Origin of the sequence: Methylobacterium sp. Leaf89 (assembly GCF_001422215.1) — a bacterium.
Lineage (GTDB): Bacteria > Pseudomonadota > Alphaproteobacteria > Rhizobiales > Beijerinckiaceae > Methylobacterium.
In genome coordinates, this window is the sequence record NZ_LMML01000009.1 from 196,033 (window position 1) to 219,319 (window position 23,287).

Consider the following 23,287-nt stretch of genomic DNA (forward strand, 5'->3'; position numbering starts at 1 on the left):
CGCCTCTGACCGAGGTTGTGCGGAATCCGTTCCTGATTAGGACGCGGCTGGCCGCCGGATCATCGCTGGCGGCGGGGCACAATGCTGTCCTGTGCCTGTCGTGACGGCGGCTTTTCCCGGGAAAGCCTTCGGAAGAGGCTGGAGACCGCGCGGTCCGGCCGCGGATCCCTAGCGGGGCAGGCGCAGGAGCCGCGGCCGCCAGATGCCCAGGACGACGTTCGCCGTGGCCACCGCCAGCAACACCCAGAGCGTCCCGCGCTCCGGCCCGAGGCTGGCCGCCAGGGTGGCGGGATCGACCCGTCCCGCCAGCGCCAGGGCGCTCTGCTCCGCCTCCTGGCGCATCGGCCCCTGCACGTAGACGAGCACGCCCTCGAACATCAGCACCCCGGTGGCGAGCTTCAGCCAGGCCCAGCCCGCGTTGAGGAAGCCGCGGTTCAGGGTCATGGCCAGCAGCCCGGAGACCAGGGTCAGCGCCAGGCTCGGCAGGACGATCCAGGTGGCGACCGCCCCCATGGCGGCCCGTGCCGCGGCGTAGCCGTCGAGGGCGCTCGGCGGCGGCGCCGCGCCGAGCATGACGACGAGGGCCGCCATCGCGCCCAGAAGGCCGGTCGACCCCATCGTGTGGAGGAACTTCATCAGGCGTCGCGTCACGCGTCCGGCCCCCGGCTCAGGATCGACCGATCCTAGCCCGGACGGACGGCGCGGCGGTAGCCGGCGCGCGCCTACTACCCAATCCGGCGGATCCCTTCGGGATGGCGGATGTGGGCTTCGCGCACGCGCCGCGCCGGCTTGCCGATCCGGGCACCGCTTCGATCGAGCGGAGCCCGGATCAGCCGTCCCGGTCGGGCGCCACGTGGATCCGGGCGCCGGCCTCGGCCAGGCGCCGCAGCTCCTCGCGCGGCTCCGGCGAATCCGTCACGAGGGTCCAGTCGCGCGGAAGCGGCGCCCAGGCGGTCTGCTCGGCCCGGCCGAGCTTGCCCGCATTGGCCAGCACGATCACCTCGCGCGCCTGGCGCATCATGAGGGACTTGAGGGCGACCTGGTCGAGGCTCGCCTCGCACAGGCCGCGCCCGGCCACGACGCCGTCGGCGCTGACGATCGCCCGGTCCGCCGTCATCAGGCGCAGGGCCTCGATGGCAAGGGGGCCGACGGTGCTCATGCTGGTGGCCCGGAGCGCGCCCCCGAGGACGACGAGGTCGAGGTCCGGCGCCTCGGCCAGGAAGGGCAGCAGCGCGAGGTTGTTGGTGATGATCCGCAGTCGCCGCTTGGCCAGGAGCTGGCCGAAGGCCGCCACCGTCGAGCCGGCGTCGAGGATCAGCGTGTCCCCGTCCGCCACGAGGTCGAGGGCGGCGCGGGCGATCGCCCGCTTCTCCGCGCCGTTCACGGCGAGCCGCTCGGTCAGGGTGGTCTCGGGCGGGTGGCGCGTCAGGATCGCCCCGCCATAGGTCCGGCGCACGGCCCGGGTGGCGGAGAGGTGCTGGAGGTCGCGGCGGACCGTGGAGGCGGAGACCTTCAGGCGGGCCGCCACGTCGTCGACGTCGATCTCGCCGACGCTCAGCGCCTCCAGCAGCAACGCCCGACGCTCCTGGCTGCGCATCGACATGGGTTCGTGGCTCTCCCGGCTTCGATCCCTCGTCATGGCCGAGGTCGCGGCCGCTGGCCAGGGCGTTTCGCCCGGATCGGCGGCGACGCGACAGGACCCACGCGGTCTCAGGCGGCGATCGATTTCGGCGCGAGGTCGACGGCCTGGCGCAGGGCCTCGATCAGGCTGCGCTCGTCCGCGATCCCCGTGCCGGCGATGTCGAAGGCCGTGCCGTGGTCCACGGAGGTGCGGATCACCGGCAGGCCCACGGTGATGTTCACCCCTGCCTCGAGTCCCAGGACCTTGATCGGGCCGTGGCCCTGATCGTGGTACATGGCCACCACCATGTCGTAGTCGCCGCGCCCGGCGAGGAAGAACAGCGTGTCGGCGGGCAGCGGTCCGCGCACGTCCCAGCCCTTCGCCCGGCAGGCCGCGATGGCCGGGGCGATCTTCTCCGCCTCCTCGCCCCGCCCGAACAGGCCGTTCTCGCCCGCATGGGGATTGATGGCGCAGACGCCGATCTTCGGATCGGCGAGGCCCGCCTTCACCAGGACGGCGTGGCCGCGGGCGATGACGCGCTCGACGAGGCCGGGCTCGATCTTCGCGATGGCGTCGATGAGGCCGATATGGGTGGTGACGTGGATCACCCGCAGCTTGGGCGAGACCAGCATCATCGAGACCTCCGGCGTGCCGGTGAGGTGGGCGAGGAGCTCGGTGTGGCCGGGGAACCTGTGGCCGGCGGCGTGGAGCGCCTCCTTGGACAGGGGCGCCGTGCAGATGCCCTGGGCCTGCCCGGCCTGGACCACCGCCACGGCCTTCTCGATGTAGCGGTAGGCCGCCTCCCCGGCGACCGGCGAGACCTGCCCGAACGGCAGGTCGGCGGGCACGACCTTGAGGTCGAGGCACTGCACCGCGCCGCCGTCGAAATCCGCCTCCCCGGCCGCCGACAGGGCATCGACCGTCAGGCCGGAGCCGACGATCCGGCCGGCCTGCCGCAGGCGCTCGGCGTCGCCGATGACCAGGGGCCGGCACGTCGCCTGGACGTCGGCATGCCCCAGAGCCTTCATGATGATCTCCGGCCCGATGCCGGCGGGGTCGCCCATGGTGATCGCGAGCGTGGGGCGGGTCATGAGAAGCGTCCTTCGAGTCGGGCGGCGCGCAGGCGCTCGCGAATGCGGATGAGGGAGTCGGCGTCGCCGAAGGCGCCGGCCTTGGTGGCGACCGGCACGGCGAGGCGCCCCAGGGTCAGGCCGAGGGAGACCCCCGGCTCGATCTCGTCGACGAGGCGGATGCCGTCGACGCCGAAGCGCGCCAGCAGCGCCGCGGCGGTCTCGCCGCCGGTGGCCGCCACGGCACCGATCCGGCAGGCCACCGGGTCGAGGGCTTCGGCGAGGCCCCGGGCCAGGCGCGGTCCGAGGGCCATGTCGGGCTCGCCCGCGGTGGTGATCTCCACCAGGGCGTCGCCCCCGGCCTCGAGGATGGCGGCGACGCGGCCGGCGAAGGCGGCCCGGGCCGGGCCGTCGACGAGCAGCGTCCCCGGGTCCACGGGCAGGTGGGTGACGCCGTCCCGTCCGGCAAGCCGGCGGGCGGCCGCGCGGCTGGCGGCGGCCAGCGAGCCGACCACGATCAGGCTGCCGAAGCGGCTCGGCGCGTGGGACGGGGGCTGCATCGCCGGTGCCGTCGGGAGGGCGGCGAGCGCATGGGCGAGGCCCGCGCTGCCGATGAAGAACGGGGCCGGCGCCAGGGACAGGCCCGCCGCCGCGATCCGGTCGAGGTCGGCCTCGGTCTCGGCATCGCAGACCGCGACGGCCGGCCCCGTCGCGGCGATTCGGGCCAGCTCCGCGGCCAAGTCGGCGACCAAGTCGCCGCCGCGGCCGGTCCCGCGCACGGTAGCGAGCGACACCGTCTCGCTGCGGATCCCCGCGCCGGCGAGGATGGCCCGGAGGTCGGCGCTCGCGTAGGTGTGGTCGCGCCGCCAGACCTCCGCCGCCTCCAGGGGGCGGCCGTCGACCCGGACCCGGCCCTCCAGGGTGGTCCGGCCGGTGGCCGGGAAGGCCGGGGCGCAGATCCCGAAGGCGGACCCGGTCCGGGCCGCCAGGACCGCCAGGGTGGCGGCGGTCTCGGCGGCGGGCTGGCCCCGGAGGGTCGAATCGATCTTCTTGAACAGGACCCGGTCCGGCGCGAACCAGCGCGCCAGCAGGGCGGCGTGCCGCGCCGCCGCCGCGTCCCCGGACAGGCCGCGGCTGTCGGCGTCGTAGGCCAGCACCGCGAGGTCCCGGTCGGCGATGCCCGCGGCCTCCCCCCAGGTCACCGCCGCGTCGAGGCCGCGCCGCCCGAAGGCGATGGCGCAATCGGCCGCCCCCGTCAGGTCGTCGGCGAGGATGAGCCAGCGGCGGGCCGAATCGGCGGCGGTCATGTCAGCGGCCGGCGACGGGCTGCGTGGGGGGCGCGACCTCCGGGCTCCCGGTCTCGGCCTCGGCCTCGCCGCCGCCGAAGCGCCGGGACGCCCAGGCGGTGGCGATCGGCACGAGGATCGCCGTCACGACGACGCAGGCCGCCACCAGGATCGTCGCCGGTCCGGCGGCCTCGGCATAGGCCGGGTTGGCCGAGGCGACGATCGCCGGCACGGCGGCGGCGTTGCCCGCCGTCGAGGCCGCCGCGATCCCGGCGACGCCGGTCCCCCCCGTGAGCCGGTCGGCGAAGAACAGCGGGATGCCGGTGACCACCACCACGGCGACGCCCATGGCGAGGCCGAGCAGGCCGGCCTGCCAGACCTTGGTCAGGTCGAGGCCGGCCCCCAGGGCGAAGGCGAAGAACGGGATCATCACGGGGATCGCCCGGCTGAGGAAGGCGCGCATCTCCCGGTCGAGGTTGCCGATGATCATGCCGACGAGGAGCGGCAGGATCGCGCCCACCAGGGTCTGCCAGGGAAAGGCCGAGAGTCCGGCGACGCCGAGGGTCACCATGGTGAGGAACGGCCCGCTCTCCAGGGACATCACCGTGTAGGCCCCGACGTCGCGGGGGCGGCCGTACTGGCCCATCAGGGCCATGTAGAGGCCCCCGTTGGTGTCGTTCATGGCGGCGACCACCGCCAGGGTGGAGAGGCCCGCGAACATGCCGGCCGCGACGGGCGCCTCGCCGAGGACCTGCCCGAAGACCAGCCCCAGCAGGATGGCGATGCCGACCTTCACGACCAGCAGGGTGCCGCCCTTCTTCATGATGTAGGGCGTCGCGCGGAAGTCGATGCTGGCGCCCATGCAGACGTAGAAGACGGCCAGGATCGTCAGGGCGCCGGAGAAGAGCGCGCCCGTGAACGAGCCGAACAGCTTCGGGGTGCCGGGAAAGAAGGTGGCGATCAGGGCGCCGGCCAGGAGCGGCACCACCATCATGCCGCCGGGCACCGCCTCGATGGCCCGCTTGATCGGAATCTGCATGCGCGTCTCCTCCGTGCGCGTTTCGCGCAATTTTTTCGCTTTTGACGATTTTTTTCGTCGCACGCGACCGGAGGTCGACCGCAACGATTCGCTCATTCTGCGCATAACGCGCATGAGGTCAACAATTTTGCGTGATACGCGCAATCTTGAGCGGGCGCCCTGGCGGCGCATCCCGTCGAGGCCGGATCGCTTCGCGGTCCGCCATCTCCGCCGTCGGGGGCGCGCCTCAGGACAGCAGGCCGGGGAGCGCCAGGGCGGTGGTGGTGACGCCGATGGCGGCGAGCAGCGCGAGGACGAGGGCGCGGAACCGGCGCTGGTCGATCTGCGCGAACAGCGACAGCCCGGCCAGCACGCTGACGAGGACGATGGGGAGGCCGAGGGCGAGGTCGCCCAGGAGCTCGGGCGGGAACGGGTTGAGCACGGCCAGGATCGCCAGGGACCAGACCTGCAGGACCAGGGTGAAGCTCTGGTAGACCGCCCGCTGCATGCGCGGGTCCCAGCCGCGCACCAGGCTCCAGGCGGTGGGAAGCGCGCCCGACAGCCCGGCGATGCCGCCGAGGATGCCGCCGAGGAAGCCCACGGCGCCGTCGCTCCAGGCATTGCCGAACGACACCCGGAAGTCGCTGCGCAGCAGCGCCACGCCGGCGCTGTAGAGGATCAGGAAGACCCCGATCAGCACCTTGATCAGAGCGGGATTGAGATCGTTCAGGAGGTAGATGCCGATCGGCGCCCCGAGGAGGCCGGGGCCGATCATCGCCAGGGCCGTCGCCCGCGGCGGCAGGGTCCGCAGCCGCATCACCGACAGGGCCTGCGAGAGGATGCTGCAGGTCAGCACCAGGGCCGTCGCCTCGACGGGCGCCCGGATCGACAGCAGGGTGCCGGAGGCCACCAGGGCGAAGGCGAAGCCCGTCAGGCCGGAGATGAGGCCGGCGCAGCTCAGGCACAGGACGATCTGGAGGGTCTCGCTCACGCTGCGTCTCGGTCTGCCGGGAAATCGTCGGGGTGCGTGACGGCCGGACCGCACGACGCGAGTACTTATGTCTTATATAAGATTACCGCGGGATCAAGCCGGTGCCTGCCTGGACGGCGCGCTCCGGAGGCTGAGGCGATACGCTGGGGCTCGTTCCCCCGCCCGGATCCCCGGTCGAGACAGATTCGCCTCGCGGATTGACGCCAGAAAATCTCATGTCTTATATAAGACTCAGTTGCCGCAAAGAGCCGACGGCTTCACCCAGGAGGATCTCGGAATGAACAGCCACGCCGGATCGGGCGAGGGGCGGACGAAGCCGCACCTTCTCGCCCACAGCCCGCTGGACAACGTCGCCGTCGCGGTCATCGAGGGCCTGCGTGCCGACACCGATGCGTTCGGCGTCATCACCGAGGACGATTCGACCTTCGCGGTGCATGTCCGCCACGACATCCCGATCGGCCACAAGGTGGCGCTCACCGACCTGAAGGCCGGCGATACGGCCATCAAGTACGGCCAGGACATCGGCAAGATCGTCCAGGACGTCGCCAAGGGCGAACACGTCCATGTCCAGAACCTCAAGACGAAGCGCTGGTGAGGTCGCGATGCCCGGAGAGACCATCATGAACGCCCCCGAGACCACCTCCCCCTTCGTCGGCGGAGCCCCCGACCAGTTCGCCACCGGCGCCCTCGGCGCCGCCCGCCCCTCGGCGGACATCGCGGCCGCCACCTTCATGGGCTGGCGCCGCGAGAACGGCCGCGTCGGCGTGCGCAACCACGTCGTCCTCCTGCCCCTGGACGATCTCTCGAACGCCTCCTGCGAGGCGGTCGCCAACCTCGTCAAGGGCACGATGGCCCTGCCCCACGCCTATGGCCGCCTGCAGTTCGGCGAGGATCTCGAGCTCCATTTCCGCACCCTGATCGGCATCGGCTCCAACCCGAACGTCGCCGCCGTGGTGGTGATCGGCATCGAGGACCAGTGGACCAACCGGATCGTCGAGGGCATCGCCAAGACCGGCAAGCCCGTGGTCGGCTTCGGCATCGAGGGGCACGGCGACATCGCCACCATCGCCAAGGCGAGCTACCAGGCCAAGCGCTTCGTGCAGTGGGCGACCGAGCTGCCCCGCGAGGAATGCCCGATCTCGGACCTCTGGATCTCGACGAAGTGCGGCGAGTCCGACACCACCACCGGCCTGTCCTCCTGCCCCACCGTGGGCAACCTCTACGACAAGCTGATCCCGCAGGGGATCTACGGCGTGTTCGGCGAGACCTCGGAGATCACCGGCGCCGAGCACCTCTGCCGCGAGCGCGCCGCCACGCCGGAGATCGGCGACAAGTGGTTCGCCATGTGGAAGTCCTACCAGGACGACGTCATCGAGGCCCACAAGACCGACGACCTCTCGGACTCCCAGCCGACCAAGGGCAACATCCTCGGCGGCCTGAGCACCATCGAGGAGAAGGCGCTCGGCAACCTCGAGAAGATCGGCCACGACTGCCGCTACATCGACGCGTTGCAGCCGGCCGAGTCCCCCGCCCGGGGACCGGGCCTGTACTACATGGACACCTCCTCGGCGGCGGCCGAGTGCGTGACCCTGATGGCGGCGGCGGGCTACGTGGTCCACACCTTCCCCACCGGCCAGGGCAACGTCATCGGCAACCCGATCGTCCCGGTGATCAAGATCACCGGCAACCCACGCACGGTGCGCACCATGGGCGAGCACATCGACGTCGACGTCTCGGGCGTGCTCACCCGGGAGATGACCATCCCGCAGGCCGGCGACGCCCTGATCGACATGGTGGTGCGGACCGCGAACGGACGGCTCACGGCCGCCGAATCCCTCGGCCACCGCGAGTTCGTGATGACGAAGCTGTACCGGAGCGCCTGACCGGCGGCCTCTCCCGCCGCGTTCCGGCCCGGAACGCGGCGTCCCGCCCCGACGCCATCGGGGTTTTCGCGAAGGCGGAGTTTTTTCGCGAAGGGATGAAGACCGCGCAGCGGCGCATCCCGTCCGAAGCGCGCGTGGGAGGAATGCCGATGCGGTTCGCGCCAATGAAATTCTTGCGATCGATCTACGGCCAGGTCCTGATCGGCATCGCCCTCGGCATCGTCGTGGGCGTGCTGGCCCCCGGCTTCGCCGTCGGCCTGAAGATCCTCGGCGACATGTTCATCAACCTGATCAAGATGGTCGTCGGGCCGGTGATCTTCTGCACGGTGGTGGTCGGCATCGCCCATGTGGGCGACATGAAGAGCGTCGGGCGCATGGGCCTGAAGACCCTCGTGTACTTCGAGGTCTCGACCACCGTGGCCCTCGGCGCCGGCCTCCTCTTCGTCAACCTGCTGCGGCCGGGCGACGGCATCAACGCCACGGTGGAGAGCCTGGACGCCCAGAGCGTCGCCACGATCGCCGGCAAGGCCCACGCCCAGAGCGTGATGGAGATCATCGCCAACATCATCCCGCACAGCGCTGTCGACGCCTTCGCCAAGGGCGACCTGCTGCAGGTGATGTTCTTCTCCGTGCTGGTGGGGATGGGCCTCGCCGCCATGGGGCCGAAGGGGCAGTTCCCCCTCCGGGTCATCCACGCCTTCGGCGAGATCCTGATGAAGGTCGTGGGCATCATCATGCGCTTCGCCCCCATCGGGGCGTTCGGGGCCATGGCCTTCACCATCGGCAAGTTCGGCCTCGGCATCCTGGCCCAGTACGGGATGCTGATCCTGTCCCTCTACCTGACCTTCTTCGTGTTCATCGTGCTGTTCCTCGGCGGCGTGATGCGGTTCTACGTGGGCCTGAGCCTGTGGAAGCTGTTCCTCTACGTCCGCGAGGAGATGTTCATCCTGCTCGGCACGACCAGCACGGAATCGGTCCTGCCGCGCCTGATGGCCAAGCTCGGCGGACTCTCCGTCGAGAAGGGCGTCACCGGCCTCGTGATGCCGGCGGGCCTGTCCTTCAACATGGACGGCTCGTGCATCTACCTCACCATGGCGATCGGCTTCATCGCCCAGGCGCTCAACATCCCGCTCACCTGGGAGCAGGAGCTCGGGATCCTCGCCATCGCGCTGGTGACCTCGAAGGGGGTGGCCGGGGTCGCCGGGGCCATCCTGTTCGTGCTCGCCGCCACCCTGCAGGCGTCCCAGCTCCTCCCCGTCGCCGGCATCGCGCTGATCATCGGCGTCGACCGCATCCTCAACGAGCTGCGCTGCATCACCAACGCCATCGGCAACATGGTGGCGACCCTGGTGATCGCCCGCTGGGAGGGCAAGATCGACCTCGCCCATGCCCGCGCCGTCCTCGACGGACGCATCCAGCCCGACCTCGACAGCCTGGACGAGCCGGACGAGGCGATGGCGGAGGCGCCCGCCCCCACCGCCCCGAGCCCGGCCCGCCACCGGGCGATGCCCGCCGCGATCCCCGCCACCTGACGGGCCGCGTCCCCGCAAACCGGAGGCCCAGCGCCGTGACACCATCCACCCTGACGCCCTCAGAGACGACGACATCCCGAACCGGCCGCGTGCCGAAGGTCGTGATCGCCGAGTTCATGGACGAGGCCGCCATCGCGGCCGAGCTCGGCGGGTTCGCGACCCTGTACGACCCGGCCCTGGTCGACCGGCCGGAGGACCTGCGGGCGGCGCTGGCCGATGCGGACGCCCTCGTGGTCCGCAACCGCACCCAGGTGAGCGCGGCCCTCCTGGCCGCCGCCCCCGACCTGAAGGTGGTCGGGCGCCTCGGCGTCGGCCTCGACAACATCGACCTCGCGGCCTGCCGGGCCCGCGGCGTCGCCGTCTATCCCGCCACCGGCGCCAACGACGTCGCGGTGGCCGAGTACGTGATCGGCACCGCCATGCTCCTCCTGCGCGGCGCCTACGGGGCCAGCGCCGCGGTGGCGGCCGGGACCTGGCCGCGCAATGCCCTGATGGGCCGGGAGATCTCGGGTAAGCGCCTCGGCCTCGTCGGCTTCGGCGCCATCGCCCGCGAGACCGCCCGCCGTGCCCTCGCCCTCGGGATGGAGGTCTCGGCCCACGACCCCTTCCTGCCGGCCGACGACCCGGCCTGGCGGCCGGATTGCGGTCCGGTGGCGCGCGCCGATCTCGCCGGGCTCATCGCCGAAAGCGACGTCCTGTCCCTGCACGTGCCGCTGACGCCCGAGACCCGGGGGATGATCGGTGCGGACGCCCTCGCCCGGATGCCCGCCGGGGCGGTGCTCATCAATGCCGCCCGGGGCGAGGTGGTCGACGGCGCGGCCGTGGCGGCGGCTTTGCGGGCCGGGCATCTCGGCGGGGCCGCCCTCGACGTCTTCCCGCAGGAACCCCTCGCGGCCGCCGCGGGCGCCCTCTTCCGCGACGTGCCCAACCTCATCCTGACGCCGCACATCGCCGGGGTGACCCGGGAATCGAACGTGCGCGTGTCCCGCGTCACGGCCCAGGCCGTGCGCCGCCACCTCTCCGAGGACTGAAACGCCATGACCACCCTGAGCCTCGCCGCCGCCCACGCCCTCGTCAGCGAGGCCCTGGTCCGCTGCGGAACCCGCGCGCCCGCTGCCCGCAGCGTCGCCCGCGCCCTCGTGGGCGCCGAGGCCGACGGGCTGAAGGGCCACGGGCTCTCGCGGGTGGCCGCCTATGCGGCCCAGGTCCGGGCCGGCAAGGTGGTGGGCGACGCCGCGGTCGCGGTGAACCGGCCCCGGCCCGGGCTCCTCGCCGTCGATGCCGCCCACGGCTTCGCCTACCCGGCCCTCGACGCGGTGGTGGAGCAACTCCCGGCCGTGGTCCGTGCGCAGGGCGTCGCGGCGGCCGGCATCCGGCGCTCGCACCATTGCGGCGCGGCCGGCCGTCCCGTCGAGGCCCTGGCCGAGGCCGGGCTCGTGGCGATCCTGCTGGCCAACACCCCCGCCGCCATGGCGCCCTGGGGCGGATCCCGGGCGGTGTTCGGGACGAACCCCCTCGCCTTCGCCTGCCCCCTGCCCGGCCGCGCGCCGATCGTGGTCGACCTGTCCCTCTCGAAGGTGGCCCGCGGCGCGATCATGGCCGCCCGCCAGCGCGGCGAGGCCATCCCCGAGGGCTGGGCCCTCGATGCCGCGGGCGCGCCGACCACCGACCCGGCCGCGGCCCTGAAGGGCACCATGGTGCCGCTCGGCGACGCCAAGGGCACGGCGCTGGCCCTGATGGTGGAACTCCTCGCGGCCGGCCTGACCGGCGGGCGCTTCGCCGGCGAGGCGAGCTCGTTCCTCGACGCCGAGGGCGATCCGCCGGGCACCGGGCAGCTCGTCATCGCCCTCGCGGTGGATGCCTTCGGCCCCGGGGCGCTGGCCCGGTTCGCGGAGCTCGCCGGCTCCATCGAGGCGCAGGACGGGGCCCGCCTGCCCGGGGCCCGCCGCCTCGCCCTCCGGGCCCGGGCCGAGGCCGAGGGGCTCGCCGTCCCGGACGCCCTCGTGGCCGAGATCGAGGCGCTCTGACGATGAAGGCCGCCCTCCCGAGCGGGACCCGCCCCCGGCCGCCGGCCCTGCGGATCGACCGATTGCCCGGAGCGGGGCTCGGCCTTAACGAGGGACGGGACACCGTGCTGGGAAACCTCTCCTTTCCTCCGCCCACGCCCGGGGAGCAGCGGCGCACCGACATGGAACGCACAGGTGGGAATGCGGTGGGGTTCCGGCCGCTCTATCGGCAGGTCTACGACACGCTCCTGCGCCGCCTCGCCGACGCCGTCTGGCAGCCGGGCCAGATCCTGCCCAGCGAGGGCGTGCTGGCGGCCGAGCTCGGCGTCAGCCAGGGCACGGTCCGCAAGGCCCTCGACGCCCTCACCGCCGACAGCCTGCTGGTGCGCCGCCAGGGGCGCGGCACCTTCGTGGCCGAGCACGATGACAAGCAGAGCGTCTTCCGCTTCTTCAAGCTGCGCCCCGACGGGGCGGTGGCCGGCACCCCGACCAGCCGCGTCGTGGCGATCGCGGAGGCCGCGGCCACCATCGACGAGCGCGACCGGCTCGCACTCCTGCGCAACGCGCGCGTGGTGCGGCTGGAGCGGGTGCGCGCCCTCGACGGACGGATCTGCCTCGTCGAGACGATCGCCGTGCCGTCGAGCCTGTTCCCCGGCCTGGCCGCGATGGAGCTCCCGAACACGCTCTACAGCCTCTACGCGACCCGGTTCGGCATCACGATCGCCACCGCGCACGAGCGCCTCAAGGCGATCGCCCTGGCCCCCGACAAGGCGCCCCTGCTGGGGGTGCCGGCGGGGATTCCGGTGCTCGAGGTCGACCGGGTCGCCGTCGATCTCGAGGACCGGCCGGTGGAGTGGCGCCTGTCGACCTGCCTCACCGAGGACATCCACTACGCCTCCGTCCTGCGCTGACCGCGCGGGACGCCTTCAGCCGGACGGGAGAGACCGGGATGACCGAGACCGATCGCAGAACGCTCCTCCGGCAGGCCGGGGCCGGCCTGATCGCGGCGTCCGGCGCCGCCCTGGCGCCCTGGGCGGCCCGGGCCGGCGAGGTCGTCACCCTGCCCTTCGGCAACGGCGAGCGCCCCCTGGTGGCCTATCCGGGCAAGCGCCCGCTCCTGCAGATGACGGCGCGGCCGCCGCAGCTCGAGACGCCCTTCGCGGTGTTCGACGAAGGGGTCATCACGCCGAACGACGCCTTCTTCGTTCGCTACCACCTCGCCGACATTCCGACCGCGATCGATCCCGAGACCTTCCGCCTGACGGTGTCGGGGCATGTGGACGGACCGGTCGGACTGTCGCTGGCCGCCCTGAAGGCGATGCCGGGCGCCGAGATCGTCGCGGTCAACCAGTGCTCGGGCAATTCGCGTGGCTTCGTCGCGCCGCGGGTCGCCGGCGGGCAGCTCGCCAACGGCGCCATGGGCAACGCCCGCTGGACCGGCGTGCCCCTGAAGGCGGTGCTCGACCGGGCGGGCGTGAAGGCCGGGGCGGTGCAGGTCGTCTTCGAGGGCCTCGACGGCCCGGTCCTGCCCGAGACCCCGGACTTCGCCAAGGCGCTCGCCATCGACCATGCCCGCGACGGCGAGGTGATGCTGGCCTGGGCCATGAACGGCGAGGACCTGCCCTGGCTCAACGGCTATCCCCTGCGCCTCGTGGTGCCGGGCTTCTACGGCACCTACTGGGTCAAGCACCTCAACGCGATCACGGTGACGGACAAGCCTTACGAGGGATTCTGGATGCGCGCGGCCTACCGCATCCCGGACAATGCCTGCGCCTGCGTCGAGCCCGGCCAGACCCCCAAGGCCACCGTGCCGATCAACCGCTTCGCCATCCGCTCCTTCGTCACCAACCTCGCCGACGGGGCCGTGATCCCGGCCGGCCGGACGGCGTTGCGCGGCATCGCCTTCGACGGCGGTTCGGGCATCCGGGCGGTGGCGGTCTCCACCGATGACGGGCGAAGCTGGACGGAGGCGCACCTCGGCCCCGATCTGGGGCGCTATGCGTTCCGGCCCTGGACCCTGTCGGTCGACCTCCCCGCGGGGGCGCATGCCCTCCGGGTCCGGGCGACGGGCCAGGACGGCGCCACCCAGCCGATGGAACCGCGCTGGAACCCGCCGGGCTACATGCGCAACGTCGTCGAGACCGTCCGGGTGCAGGCCGCATGAGGAGAGACAGGATGACCGTGCGTTCCCGCGCGGCGGCGCTGGCCGCCACCGGCCTCCTGGCCGGACTTTGGGCCGGCCTGCCGGCCGCCGCCGCGCCCCGGACCTACGACCGGCCGGAGCCGACCGCGCAGCTGCGCTCGGCCCCCGGCCACGAGGCCGGCCGCGCGTCAGCCGAGGCCCATTGCCAGAGCTGCCACGGGGTGGACTACATCGCGATGCAGCCGCCGGGCCAGGGCGCGGCCTTCTGGACCAGCGAGGTGACGAAGATGCGCAAGGTCTATCACGCCCCGGTCGACGAGGCGGACGGCAAGGCCATCGCGGACTACCTCGCGGCGGCGTACTAGGCGTCGGACCGAATGACGGACGCCGCACCGGGCGGCGCCGGACCCTTACAGGATGGCGGTGATGAAGGCGGCAACCTGCGCATGAGCGTTCGCGACCATCTGCGCCACCGGCTCGTCGGCCAGGTAGACGCGGCTCGCCGTCAGAGTCGCGGCGACCAGCCAGAAGCCGATCACGGCGACGCTGCGCGCCCGACGGTCGCCCGCGGTGGGGGCGCCCTGGCACGCGATCTCGACGGGCTCGCCGAAGGGATCGTAGGCCATCGCTGCGTTGTCGGACCGGTTGCTCATGGGGGTGAATGTCGCGCTTCGACCCTGCCCAATCAATGGATGGGTTTTGCGAAGATTTTCGCCACGGGAGAGTATTGTTCTCGCGGCCGCGCCCGGGGCAGAATTTCCTTCCGATTGCCTCGCGGAAAGGCAGCATGAGCACCAAGAGCATCACGACGGCCCCCGCCGGAGCGGGCAAGCCGGAGGCCGCCGGTGGCCGGATCGCCTCCCTGGTGCCCGGCCTCTGCGTCTGCCTCGCCGTCACGGCGGCGGCCCTGGCCGTCCAGGCCCTGGAGGAGCGCGCCACGGGCCACCCCTACGTCGAGGCCCTGGTCATCGCGATCCTGCTGGGGATCGCGCTGCGCACCCTGTGGAGCCCGGGCGAGCGCTTCCGGGCCGGCATCGCCTTCTCGGCCAAGCAGGTGCTCGAACTGGCCGTCACCCTGCTCGGCGCCTCGATCAGCCTCGGGGCCATCGTCGCCTCCGGCACGAGCCTCCTCGTGGGCATCGTCGCCACGGTGGTGCTGGCGATCGTGGCCAGCTACGCCATCTGCCGGGTGCTCGGCCTGCCGTCCCGCATGGCGATCCTGGTGGCCTGCGGCAACGCGATCTGCGGCAACTCCGCCATCGCCGCGGTGGCGCCGGTGATCGGGGCCGACAGCAAGGACGTGGTGGCCGCCATCGCCTTCACGGCGGTGCTCGGCGTGCTGATGGTGCTGGGCCTGCCCCTGTTCATCCCCCTCGCCGGCCTGTCCGAGCACCAGTACGGCACCCTGGCGGGCCTCACCGTCTATGCGGTGCCGCAGGTGCTCGCCGCCACGGTGCCGGTGGGCATCCTGGCGACCCAGGTCGGCACCCTGGTCAAGCTCGTGCGCGTCCTGATGCTCGGGCCGGTGGTTGTGGCCTTCTCGTTCATCGCGCCGCACTTGCCGGCGGAGGGCGCGTCGGCCAAGGGCCGGCCCGGGCGCCTCGGCTTCTTCAAGATCGTGCCCTGGTTCATCCTGGGCTTCCTGGCGCTCGCGACCCTGCGCTCGGCCGGGCTCATCCCGGACGCGGCCTCCCAGCCGGTGACGCGGCTGGCGGGCCTCCTCACCGTGGTGTCGATGGCGGCGCTCGGCCTCGGCGTCGACGTGCGGGTGCTGGCGCGGGTGGGCGGCCGGGTCACCCTGGCGGTGACCGGCTCCCTCGTCGTCCTCCTGGTCGTCAGCCTGTCCCTGATCTGGGCCCTCGGGATCGCCTGAGCGGGTCCCCGGCGGCGGCCCGAATCCGGCCGCCGCTCGTCCGTCAGGCGGAACGGCCCTCTCGGAGGAAGGGCCTGTCTCAGACGAAGTGCTTGGAGAGCTTCAGCCCCTGGGCCTGGTAGTTCGAGCCCGCGCCCGCGCCGTACAGGGTGGCGGGGCGCTCGGCCATGCGCTCGTAGACGAGGCGGCCGACGATCTGGCCGTCCTCGAGCAGGAACGGCACGTCGCGCGAGCGCACCTCGAGGACGGCGCGGGCCCCCGCCCCGCCCGCGGCGGCGAAGCCGAAGCCCGGATCGAAGAAGCCGGCGTAGTGGACCCGGAACTCGCCCACCAGGGGGTCGAACGGCACCATCTCGGCGGCGAAGTCGGGCGGCACCTGCACGGCCTCCTTGGAGGCCAGGATGTAGAACTGGCCTGGATCGAGGATCAGGGCCCGGGACGGGTCGGCGTGCAGGGGCTCCCAGAAATCCGCCGCCCGGTGCGTGCCCGGGGCGTCGACGTCGACGAGGCCGGTATGGCGCCGGGCGCGGTAGCCGATGAGGCCGGAGAAGCCCGCGAGGTCGATGGAGACGCCGATGCCGCCCTGGAAGGTCGGGGTCGGGGCGTCGACCAGGGGCGAGGCGGCGTGCAGGGCGGCGAGCTCGGCGTCGCTGAGGCGGGGCTCGCCGCGCCGGAACCGGATCTGCGACAGGCGCGAGCCGGTGCGGACCTTCACCGGGAAGGTGCGGGGCGAGATCTCCGCATAGAGCGGCCCGTGATAGCCGGCCTCGACCTGGTCGAAGGCGGCGCCCCGGTCGGTGATGACGCGGGTGAAGACGTCGATGCGGCCGGTGGAGCTCTTCGGGTTGGCGCTGGCCGCGAGGTCGCCCGGCAGGGCGAGATGCTCCTGCAGCTCGGCGATGTACACGCAGCCCGTTTCCAGCACGGCCCCGTGGCGAAGGTCCATCTCGTGCAGGGCGAAGGCCTCGATGCAGGCGGAGACCGTGCGGGTGCCGGGGAGGAAGCTGGTGCGCACGCGGAACACCCGGGCGCCGAGGCGCAGGTCGAGGCTCGCGGGCTGGATCTGGTCGGGCGCGTAGGGCATGTCGGGCCGGATCGCGCCCGCGCGCGTCAGCGCTGCGATCCCGGCCGCGGCCAGAATCCCGTGCTGGCGGCTGTCCGCCCCGTCCTGCATCGCGGCCCGAATCCCGTCTTGCATCCGCTCGCACCACCCGCTCGTCGATCGGGCACCACCCCGGCGGCCGGGGCGGGAACGCCGCATTCTGCACGAAATGCGGCCGGATCGCCTAAGGTCCGGTTAAGCCTCCGGGTCTTGCGCGATCCGCAGGACGATCCAGGCGAGGACGAGGCGCGCGATGGCGCCCATGGCGATCAGACCCGCGAGCGCGCTGGCGAGGATCGGGAAGCCGGCGGGCCAGGCCGCCAGGGCGACGGCGAACAGGACCGTGCCGAGGCCGGCGGCCGGTCCGAAGGCCAGCACCAGGGAGGGCAGGCCGGCGATCCGGGGCGGCCCGCCTCCGCGGCGGGCCAGCCAGGCCCCCGCCCCCTGCGCCAGCCCGTCGAGGGCCAGCGCCACGGCCAGCGCCAGGGCGGCCCAGCCGTTGCGCTCGGGCGCGGCCCAGGCGAAGGCGGCGGTCAGGCCCGCGAGGGCGAGGCTGGCGAGGAGGGCCCGGCCGGCGGACCGGACGGACAGGCGCGAAACGGTCTCCTCGACCACGGGGCACGGACCTCGTTCTTGCGCGGGCACCCCCGCATTCGCCACGATTGACGCGGTTTTGCGAGGGCCGTACCACGACGCCCTGTGCTTGTCGCGAACGCAGCGCGCTCGGGGTTCAGGTCCGGCCAGGGAGGCATGACGGGGATGTACAAGGCCCAGACGCGCGGGATCAGCGTGACCGTGATGCCTCGCTTCGTCGAGGAAGAATCGTCGCCGGCCGAGAGCCGCTACTTCTTCGCCTACACGGTCGAGATCGTGAACAACGGCCCCGAGCAGGTGCAGCTGCGCTCCCGCCACTGGCGCATCGTCGACGGGCGCGGCGAGACCCAGGAGGTCCGCGGCGCCGGGGTGGTCGGCAAGCAGCCGGTGCTCGAGCCGGGCGAATCGTTCAGCTACACCAGCGGCTGCCCGCTCACCACGCCGGACGGCCTGATGGCCGGCAGCTACACCATGGCGACCCATGGGGGCGAGAGCTTCGAGGCGGAGATCCCGGCCTTCTCGCTCGATTCGCCCCATGTCCGCCGCAGCGTGCACTAGGGTGATGTCCACCGAAGGCCCGCGCCCGGAGACCCTCGACTGGCTGGCGCAGCTCGTGGCCTTCGACACCGAGAGTTCGAAATCGAACCTCGCGCTCATCGACTGCGTGGCGGCCGCCCTCGACAACCTCGGCGTGCCCTTCGTCCGCGTGCCCAACGCGGCCGGCGACAAGGCGGCCCTGTTCGCCACCATCGGCCCGATGGTCGACGGCGGCATCGTGCTCTCGGGCCATACCGACGTGGTGCCGGTGACGGGGCAGGCCTGGAGCGCCGACCCCTTCACCCTGCGGGTGGCGGACGGGCGTGCCTACGGCCGCGGCGCCGTCGACATGAAGGGCTTCTGCGCCCTGGCGCTCGCGGCGATCCCGCGCTTCCAGGCCGCCGGCCTCGAGCGTCCGATCCACATCCTCCTGTCCTACGACGAGGAGACCACCTGCCTGGGTGTGGCCGACACGATCGCGCGGTTCGGGGCCGACCTGCCGCGCCCGGGCGCGGTGATCGTCGGCGAGCCCACCGACCTCGAAGTGGCCGACGCGCACAAGAGCATCGTCACCTATCTCACCACCGTGCACGGGCACGAGGCCCACTCGGCCAAGCCGATGCTCGGGGCCAACGCCGTGATGGCGGCGGCCGACCTCGTCTCGGAGCTGAACCGGATCGCCGACGCGATGATCGCCCGGGGCGACGCCTCGGGCCGCTTCGACCCGCCCGCCACCACCGTGCATGTGGGCACCATCGCGGGTGGCACGGCCCGCAACATCCTGCCCAAGGTCTGCACCTTCCACTGGGAGTTCCGCGGCCTGCCCGACCTCGACATGGGCGAGATCCCCGCCCTGTTCGAGGCCAAGGTGCGCACCGTGCTGCGCGACCGGCTCAACCGCTACGGCGATTACGGGCGGATCGAGACGCTGGAGGAGGTGGCGGTGCCGGGCCTCGCCCCGGAGCCCGGCTCGGCGGCCGAGCGGCTGGCCCTCCGGGTGGCGGAGCGCAACCACACGATCTCGGTGCCCTACGCCACGGAGGCCGGGCGCTTCCAGGTCGCCGGCATCCCCACCGTGGTCTGCGGCCCCGGCTCCATCGACCAGGCGCACCAGCCGGACGAGTACATCACGCTCGCGGCGCTCAAGGCCGGCGAGGCCTTCATGGACCGCCTCGCGGCGGCGTGCGTGACCCCATGACCGCCTTCGTGCCCCGCACCATCGCGGCGGATGGGCCGGTGAAGCTGCGCCCGCTGGAGCGCGAGGACCTGATGTTCGTGCATCAGCTCAACAACAACGACAGCATCATGCGCTACTGGTTCGAGGAGGCCTACGAGTCCTTCGCCGAACTGGCGCAGCTCTACGAGCGCAACATCCACAACCAGACCGAGCGGCGCTTCATCATCGCCAATGCGGACGGCGCCCCCGCCGGCCTCGTCGAGCTCGTGGAGATCAACCACCTGCACCGGCGCTGCGAATTCCAGATCGCGATCCACCCGGCCTTCCAGGGCCAGGGCTACGCCCCGCGGGCCACGCGCATCGCCATGGACTACGCCTTCAGCGTCCTCAACATCCACAAGCTCTACCTGCACGTGGACAAGGACAATGCCCGCGCGGTGCGGATCTACGAGCGCTGCGGCTTCGAGCCCGAGGGCATCCTGAAGGACGAGTTCTTCGTCAACGGCAAGTACCGCGACGCAGTGCGGATGTGCCTGTTCCAGCCCGCCTACCTCGCCCGCCGGGGCGGCGGCGACATCGCCGATCCCGTCCTGAAGGCGTGAGCGCCGGACCCCCGCGAGGAGGTCCGGCGCCGCGTTCAGGTCCTGCGATCGGCCTTCGCGATCAGTTGCGGCCCGCGCCGCCCTGCCCGCCGCTGCGCTCGCCGCCACCCATGCTGCCGGCCTTGCCGCCCTGCGCGCCGGCATTCAGGCCGCGCTCGGCCCCGCCGGTCCGGTTGCCGGTGTTCATGGTGCCGCGCTCGGCGCCGCCCGAGCGGTCGGCCGCGTTGCGGATGCCCGAGCCCTCGGTCCCGCGGTCGCGGTTCGTGTCGCGCTCGGCCGAGGCACCGTTGCGGCCCCCCTGCTGGCGGGTGTCGGCGTTGCGGATGCCATCCCGCGACGTGGTCTCGGTCGAGCGGACGTTGCGCGTGTCGCGCCGCGCGTCGGTGCGGGACGAGACGGCCTTGCCGCGGAAGCCCCGCTCCTCGAAGCGGGCGCCGACGGTGCCGCCCCGGCGTTCGGTCACCGTCAGGCGGCGATACTCGGGCGAGCCGTAGACCACGCGCTGGCCGCGCACCACGACATAGCGGGTGCCGGGACGGCGGGTGGTCGTCTCCTCGACGCGGACGAGGCGGCGGTACTGGGGCGAGCCGTAGAGGACGCGCTGACCGCGGATGGTGACGTAGCGCCGGCGCGCGCGCTCGACCACGCGGTCGCCGCCGCGATGCTCGATGGTGACGAGGCGGCGATATTCCGGCGAGCCGTAGACCACGCGCTGGCCGCCGATGAAGACGAAGCGGCCCGAGCGGCGTCCGCCCTCGAAGCGTTCGCTGCGCGACTCGCTGCGGGTGTTGACCGAGACGCGGTCGCGCTGCTCGCGGCCGCCGACCCGGTCCTCCCGGGACGAGGTCCGGGTCGCCCGGTCGCCGCGCGCACCGTCGCGGTCGCCCCGGTCCGCGCTGCGGGCCTGCGAATCCTTGTTCTGCGAATCTCGGGCCTGAGAATCTCGGGCCTGGGAATCCCGGCCCTGGGACTCGCGGGCCGCCGTGTCGCCGCGCCCGCCGCTCTCCATGCGACTGCCCTCGCGGCGTCCGCCCGCCTCGGCCCGTCCGCCCATCTCGCTGCGGGCGCCGCCCGAAGCGCCCTCGGCGCCGCCCTGGCTGCGGGCGGCGGCCCCACCACGGCCGCCGGCCTCGCTGCCGCCGGCGGTGCCGGCCTGGCCCGCGCCCTGGGCGTAGGCTGACGTCGTCATCAGCAGTGCCGTCAGACCGACGACGATATTCTTGCTGACCAGATTTTTGCCGACCACGAATGTCTTCATCGACGTTCCTCCTGAGCTCTTGTCGAGCACTCTTGAGAAACCCCAAACGTCGAAACCTGAGAAACGGTTCAAATGCGAGGCCCGGCTGTAGGCGCGAGCATTTGCGGCGTCTTGTCCTCGTCAAAGGTCAAGCTTGGCGATGCTGCCGCGACACCTGTCGCGGCAGCCCCGGATCAGGGGCCCGACTGGGCTGCGACTTCGGCTTCCACCGCCGCCGGATCGAGGTCGTAGCGCCGTGAGCAGAACTCGCAGGTGATGCCGATGCGCCCGTCATCGGCGATCATGTCCCGGCGCTCCTGAGGCGAGAACGAGGTGATCATGCCCATCACCCGCTCGGGCGAGCAGCGGCACTGCTCGTGCACCGCCTGCGCCTCGAACACCCGCACGCCGCGCTCGTGGAACAGGCGGTAGAGCAGGCGCTCGGCCGAGACCTCCGGGTCGACGAGCTCGTGGTCCTCGATGGTGGACACGAGGCTGCGCGCCTCGACCCAGGCGTCGTCCTCGGGCACGCCGTTCGCGTCGAGGTGGACGTGGCCCTCGGGGATGTCGCCCGGGGGCAGGTCGGCGAGCCGGGCCCGGTCGATGGATTGCGGCAGGAACTGCACCAGGAGGCCGCCGGCCCGGTAGGTCCGGGCGCCGCCGGCATATTGCTCGGCCACCGCGAGGCGGACCTGGGTCGGGATCTGCTCGGACTGGCGGAAGTACTGGTGCGCCGCCTCCTCGAGGCTCTGGCACTCCAGGGCGACGACGCCCTGGTAGCGGCTGCTGGTGGGACCCTGGTCGATGGTCATGGCCAGGTGCCCCTGCCCGATCAGGTCCGGGTCCTGGAGCGGGCCGGCCCCGAGGGCGTCCACCCGCGCGGTGTCGAAGCGCGCCGTGGCGCGCAGGCGGTCGGGCGCCTCGAAGTCGACCACGATCATCTCCACCGGGCCGTCGGTCTTGGTCTGGAGCTGGAAGCGGCCCTCGAACTTCAGGGACGAGCCGAGGAGCACGGTGAGCGCCGCCGCCTCGCCGAGGAGGCGGGCCACCGCATCGGGATAGCCGTGCCGGCGCAGGATGGTGTCGACGGACGGGCCGAGGCGGACCACGCGGCCGCGCACGTCGAGGGCCTCGACGGCGAAGGGCAGCACCACGTCGTCATCGCCCTCGATGAGGAGCGGCGGGACGGATCCCGTGGTCGTTCCAGCAGGCATTCCAGAAGTCATGGCAGCTCCGATCGGGCTCGACGAACGCGAGGGCTGGGCCACGGACCGCGCGACCCCTCGGGGGCGGGGTCGTGAGATCGCCGAACGGTCTCGGCGGCGTACCGGTCGGAACGGCCGCGCGCGTCGCGCGGCCGCGCCCAACCCTCAGGGAAGAACGGTCCCCATATAGGCATCCGGGCGCGGCGGCGCGACGGGGCGGGGATGCGGCCCGTGCACGGGTGGTCCCGCACCAGGCCGCCCCCCGGGGGCGGTCCCGGCCGTCAGAGGCCGTGGGCCTGCAGGCACCAGGCGAGGATGCCCTTCTGGGCATGCAGGCGGTTCTCGGCCTCGTCGAAGATCACCGATTGCGGGCCGTCGATCACTTCGGCGGTCACCTCCTCGCCGCGATGGGCCGGCAGGCAGTGCATGAAGATCGCGTCCTGGGCCGCGGCGGCCATCAGGCGGGCATCGACCCGGTAGGGCACCAGCAGGTTGTGCCGGTGCTGGTCGTCCTCGTCGCCCATGGAGACCCAGCAATCGGTGACCACCGCGTCCGCTCCGTCCACCGCTTCGTAGGCGTCGGTGGTGACGTTGACGGTGGCGCCCTGCGCCTTCGCCCAGTCGAGGAGCGGCTGGGGCGTCGACAGCTCCGGCGGGGCCGCGATGTTGAGGGTGAAGTCGAAGCGCGCGGCGGCGTGCACCCAGGAGGCGAGCACGTTGTTGGCGTCCCCCGACCAGGCCACGGTGCGGCCCCGGATCGGCCCGCGATGCTCCTCGAAGGTCAGGAGGTCGGCCATGATCTGGCACGGGTGCGAGACCTTGGTCAGGGCGTTGATCACCGGCACGGTGGCGTACTCGGCCAGCTCCAGCATCAGGCCGTGGTCCAGGATGCGGATCATGATCGCGTCGACGTAGCGCGAGAGCACCCGGGCGGTGTCGCCCACGGTCTCGCCGCGGCCGAGCTGCATCTCGCTCCCCGTCAGCATCAGGGTCTCGCCGCCGAGCTCGCGCATGCCGACGTCGAACGACACCCGGGTCCGGGTCGAGGGCCGGTCGAACACCATCGCCAGGGTCTTGCCGATGAGGGGGCGGTCCTCGGCCAGCGTGCCCTTGCGGCGGCGCGCCTTGATGCGGGCGGCGGCGTCCAGCACCGTGCGCAGCTGCTCGGCCGAGAAGTCCTTGAGGTCAAGGAAGTGGCGGGTTCCGTGGCCGGTCCCGTTCAGTGTCGTGGTCATCGGTCCGTTCTTCGTGTGCGTGGTCCCGGTCAGGGCAGTTTCGGTCGGGGCGGGGCGGCGTCGCGGCCGTCCGGTGACGCGCCCGGTTCCTGGCGGTTACTCGGCGGCGCCGCGCAGGCGCGTCCCGAGCCGGCCGGCCGCCGTGTCGAGGCGGGTGACCGCCTCCGCCACGTCG

General features: G+C 72.6%; 24 protein-coding genes. 12 read left to right on the forward strand and 12 right to left on the reverse strand.

The genetic code is table 11. The features are described 5' to 3' along the window. Positions 1 to 168 precede the first annotated feature (168 nt). The 6 genes from ASF18_RS04660 to ASF18_RS04685 all read right to left on the reverse strand — a co-directional run bounded on the left by ASF18_RS04660 (position 169) and on the right by ASF18_RS04685 (position 5,986). Positions 169 to 636, reverse strand: coding sequence for a hypothetical protein (locus ASF18_RS04660; protein WP_056214274.1), 468 nt, complete (start codon positions 634 to 636; stop codon positions 169 to 171). Between the two features lie 193 nt (positions 637 to 829). Then, positions 830 to 1,603, reverse strand: a complete 774-nt coding sequence (locus ASF18_RS04665; RefSeq protein WP_056214136.1) for a DeoR/GlpR family DNA-binding transcription regulator — start codon at positions 1,601 to 1,603, stop codon at positions 830 to 832. Positions 1,604 to 1,710: 107 nt separating this feature from the next. Then, complete coding sequence (gene pdxA, locus ASF18_RS04670; RefSeq protein WP_056214133.1) at positions 1,711 to 2,712, reverse strand: 4-hydroxythreonine-4-phosphate dehydrogenase PdxA; 1,002 nt, start codon at positions 2,710 to 2,712, stop codon at positions 1,711 to 1,713. Next, positions 2,709 to 3,998 carry a four-carbon acid sugar kinase family protein gene (locus ASF18_RS04675; protein WP_056349845.1) on the reverse strand — a complete coding sequence of 430 codons (1,290 nt, stop codon included), beginning with the start codon at positions 3,996 to 3,998 and terminating at the stop codon, positions 2,709 to 2,711. The genes pdxA and ASF18_RS04675 overlap by 4 nt, the downstream gene beginning before the upstream one ends. A 1-nt stretch (position 3,999) precedes the next feature. Then, on the reverse strand, positions 4,000 to 5,016 hold the full coding sequence (locus ASF18_RS04680; RefSeq protein ID WP_056349847.1) for a 2-keto-3-deoxygluconate permease: 1,017 nt from the start codon (positions 5,014 to 5,016) through the stop codon (positions 4,000 to 4,002). Between the two features lie 226 nt (positions 5,017 to 5,242). Then, positions 5,243 to 5,986, reverse strand: a complete 744-nt coding sequence (locus ASF18_RS04685; protein ID WP_056214123.1) for a sulfite exporter TauE/SafE family protein — start codon at positions 5,984 to 5,986, stop codon at positions 5,243 to 5,245. 277 nt (positions 5,987 to 6,263) lie between these two features. Here ASF18_RS04685 and ASF18_RS04690 point away from each other — a divergent pair, with 277 nt between their 5' ends. The 8 genes from ASF18_RS04690 (at position 6,264) to ASF18_RS04725 (ending at position 13,915) form a co-directional block, all read left to right on the forward strand. After that, a complete protein-coding gene (locus ASF18_RS04690) occupies positions 6,264 to 6,581 on the forward strand; it encodes a UxaA family hydrolase (protein ID WP_056214120.1) in 318 nt (105 codons plus the stop codon). 136 nt (positions 6,582 to 6,717) lie between these two features. After that, entirely contained in the window at positions 6,718 to 7,869 is a 1,152-nt protein-coding gene (locus ASF18_RS04695; RefSeq protein WP_156389594.1) for a UxaA family hydrolase, read from the forward strand. Positions 7,870 to 8,033: 164 nt separating this feature from the next. Then, on the forward strand, positions 8,034 to 9,401 hold the full coding sequence (locus ASF18_RS04700; protein WP_056277870.1) for a cation:dicarboxylase symporter family transporter: 1,368 nt from the start codon (positions 8,034 to 8,036) through the stop codon (positions 9,399 to 9,401). A gap of 89 nt (positions 9,402 to 9,490) precedes the next feature. Continuing rightward, positions 9,491 to 10,432, forward strand: a complete 942-nt coding sequence (locus ASF18_RS04705) for an NAD(P)-dependent oxidoreductase (protein ID WP_200917511.1) — start codon at positions 9,491 to 9,493, stop codon at positions 10,430 to 10,432. A 6-nt stretch (positions 10,433 to 10,438) separates the two neighbouring features. Then, a complete protein-coding gene (locus ASF18_RS04710; RefSeq protein ID WP_056349848.1) occupies positions 10,439 to 11,428 on the forward strand; it encodes an Ldh family oxidoreductase in 990 nt (329 codons plus the stop codon). A gap of 161 nt (positions 11,429 to 11,589) precedes the next feature. Then, the gene (locus tag ASF18_RS04715; RefSeq protein ID WP_056214262.1) at positions 11,590 to 12,318 is read left to right on the forward strand and encodes a GntR family transcriptional regulator; all 729 of its coding nucleotides are present in this window, start codon (positions 11,590 to 11,592) and stop codon (positions 12,316 to 12,318) included. Positions 12,319 to 12,356: 38 nt separating this feature from the next. Next, positions 12,357 to 13,571: a molybdopterin-dependent oxidoreductase gene (locus ASF18_RS04720; protein ID WP_056349851.1), complete on the forward strand. Its 1,215-nt coding sequence runs from the start codon at positions 12,357 to 12,359 to the stop codon at positions 13,569 to 13,571. 11 nt (positions 13,572 to 13,582) lie between these two features. Continuing rightward, entirely contained in the window at positions 13,583 to 13,915 is a 333-nt protein-coding gene (locus tag ASF18_RS04725) for a hypothetical protein (RefSeq protein ID WP_056349853.1), read from the forward strand. 45 nt (positions 13,916 to 13,960) lie between these two features. Here ASF18_RS04725 and ASF18_RS04730 read toward each other — a convergent pair whose 3' ends face one another. Then, on the reverse strand, positions 13,961 to 14,203 hold the full coding sequence (locus tag ASF18_RS04730; protein WP_056214107.1) for a hypothetical protein: 243 nt from the start codon (positions 14,201 to 14,203) through the stop codon (positions 13,961 to 13,963). Positions 14,204 to 14,337: 134 nt separating this feature from the next. On the opposite strand from ASF18_RS04730, the gene ASF18_RS04735 reads away from it, so the two are divergent. Beyond that, entirely contained in the window at positions 14,338 to 15,423 is a 1,086-nt protein-coding gene (locus tag ASF18_RS04735; RefSeq protein WP_082487065.1) for a putative sulfate exporter family transporter, read from the forward strand. A gap of 79 nt (positions 15,424 to 15,502) precedes the next feature. On the opposite strand, the gene ASF18_RS04740 is transcribed toward ASF18_RS04735, so the two are convergent. Both ASF18_RS04740 and ASF18_RS04745 read right to left on the reverse strand, forming a co-directional pair. Further along, the gene (locus ASF18_RS04740) at positions 15,503 to 16,621 is read right to left on the reverse strand and encodes a 2'-deoxycytidine 5'-triphosphate deaminase (RefSeq protein WP_056349854.1); all 1,119 of its coding nucleotides are present in this window, start codon (positions 16,619 to 16,621) and stop codon (positions 15,503 to 15,505) included. A gap of 99 nt (positions 16,622 to 16,720) precedes the next feature. Continuing rightward, positions 16,721 to 17,140, reverse strand: coding sequence for a hypothetical protein (locus ASF18_RS04745; protein WP_056349857.1), 420 nt, complete (start codon positions 17,138 to 17,140; stop codon positions 16,721 to 16,723). A gap of 144 nt (positions 17,141 to 17,284) precedes the next feature. On the opposite strand from ASF18_RS04745, the gene apaG reads away from it, so the two are divergent. From apaG to speG, 3 genes are read left to right on the forward strand one after another with little or no spacing between them, the layout of a single operon-like run. Further along, a complete protein-coding gene (apaG, locus tag ASF18_RS04750; RefSeq protein ID WP_055950877.1) occupies positions 17,285 to 17,677 on the forward strand; it encodes a Co2+/Mg2+ efflux protein ApaG in 393 nt (130 codons plus the stop codon). 4 nt (positions 17,678 to 17,681) lie between these two features. Next, positions 17,682 to 18,854 carry an acetylornithine deacetylase gene (gene argE / locus ASF18_RS04755; protein WP_056349860.1) on the forward strand — a complete coding sequence of 391 codons (1,173 nt, stop codon included), beginning with the start codon at positions 17,682 to 17,684 and terminating at the stop codon, positions 18,852 to 18,854. Then, positions 18,851 to 19,435 carry a spermidine N1-acetyltransferase gene (gene speG / locus ASF18_RS04760; protein ID WP_056277728.1) on the forward strand — a complete coding sequence of 195 codons (585 nt, stop codon included), beginning with the start codon at positions 18,851 to 18,853 and terminating at the stop codon, positions 19,433 to 19,435. The genes argE and speG overlap by 4 nt, the downstream gene beginning before the upstream one ends. Before the next feature lie 61 nt (positions 19,436 to 19,496). On the opposite strand, the gene ASF18_RS04765 is transcribed toward speG, so the two are convergent. From ASF18_RS04765 to argF, 3 genes are all read right to left on the reverse strand, one after another. Further along, a complete protein-coding gene (locus tag ASF18_RS04765) occupies positions 19,497 to 20,693 on the reverse strand; it encodes a hypothetical protein (protein WP_056349862.1) in 1,197 nt (398 codons plus the stop codon). A gap of 173 nt (positions 20,694 to 20,866) precedes the next feature. After that, on the reverse strand, positions 20,867 to 21,886 hold the full coding sequence (locus ASF18_RS04770) for an Hsp33 family molecular chaperone (protein WP_056349864.1): 1,020 nt from the start codon (positions 21,884 to 21,886) through the stop codon (positions 20,867 to 20,869). Between the two features lie 272 nt (positions 21,887 to 22,158). Continuing rightward, positions 22,159 to 23,112 (reverse strand): ornithine carbamoyltransferase, encoded by a 954-nt coding sequence (gene argF, locus ASF18_RS04775; protein ID WP_056214080.1) that lies wholly within the window; start codon positions 23,110 to 23,112, stop codon positions 22,159 to 22,161. Positions 23,113 to 23,287 lie beyond the last annotated feature (175 nt).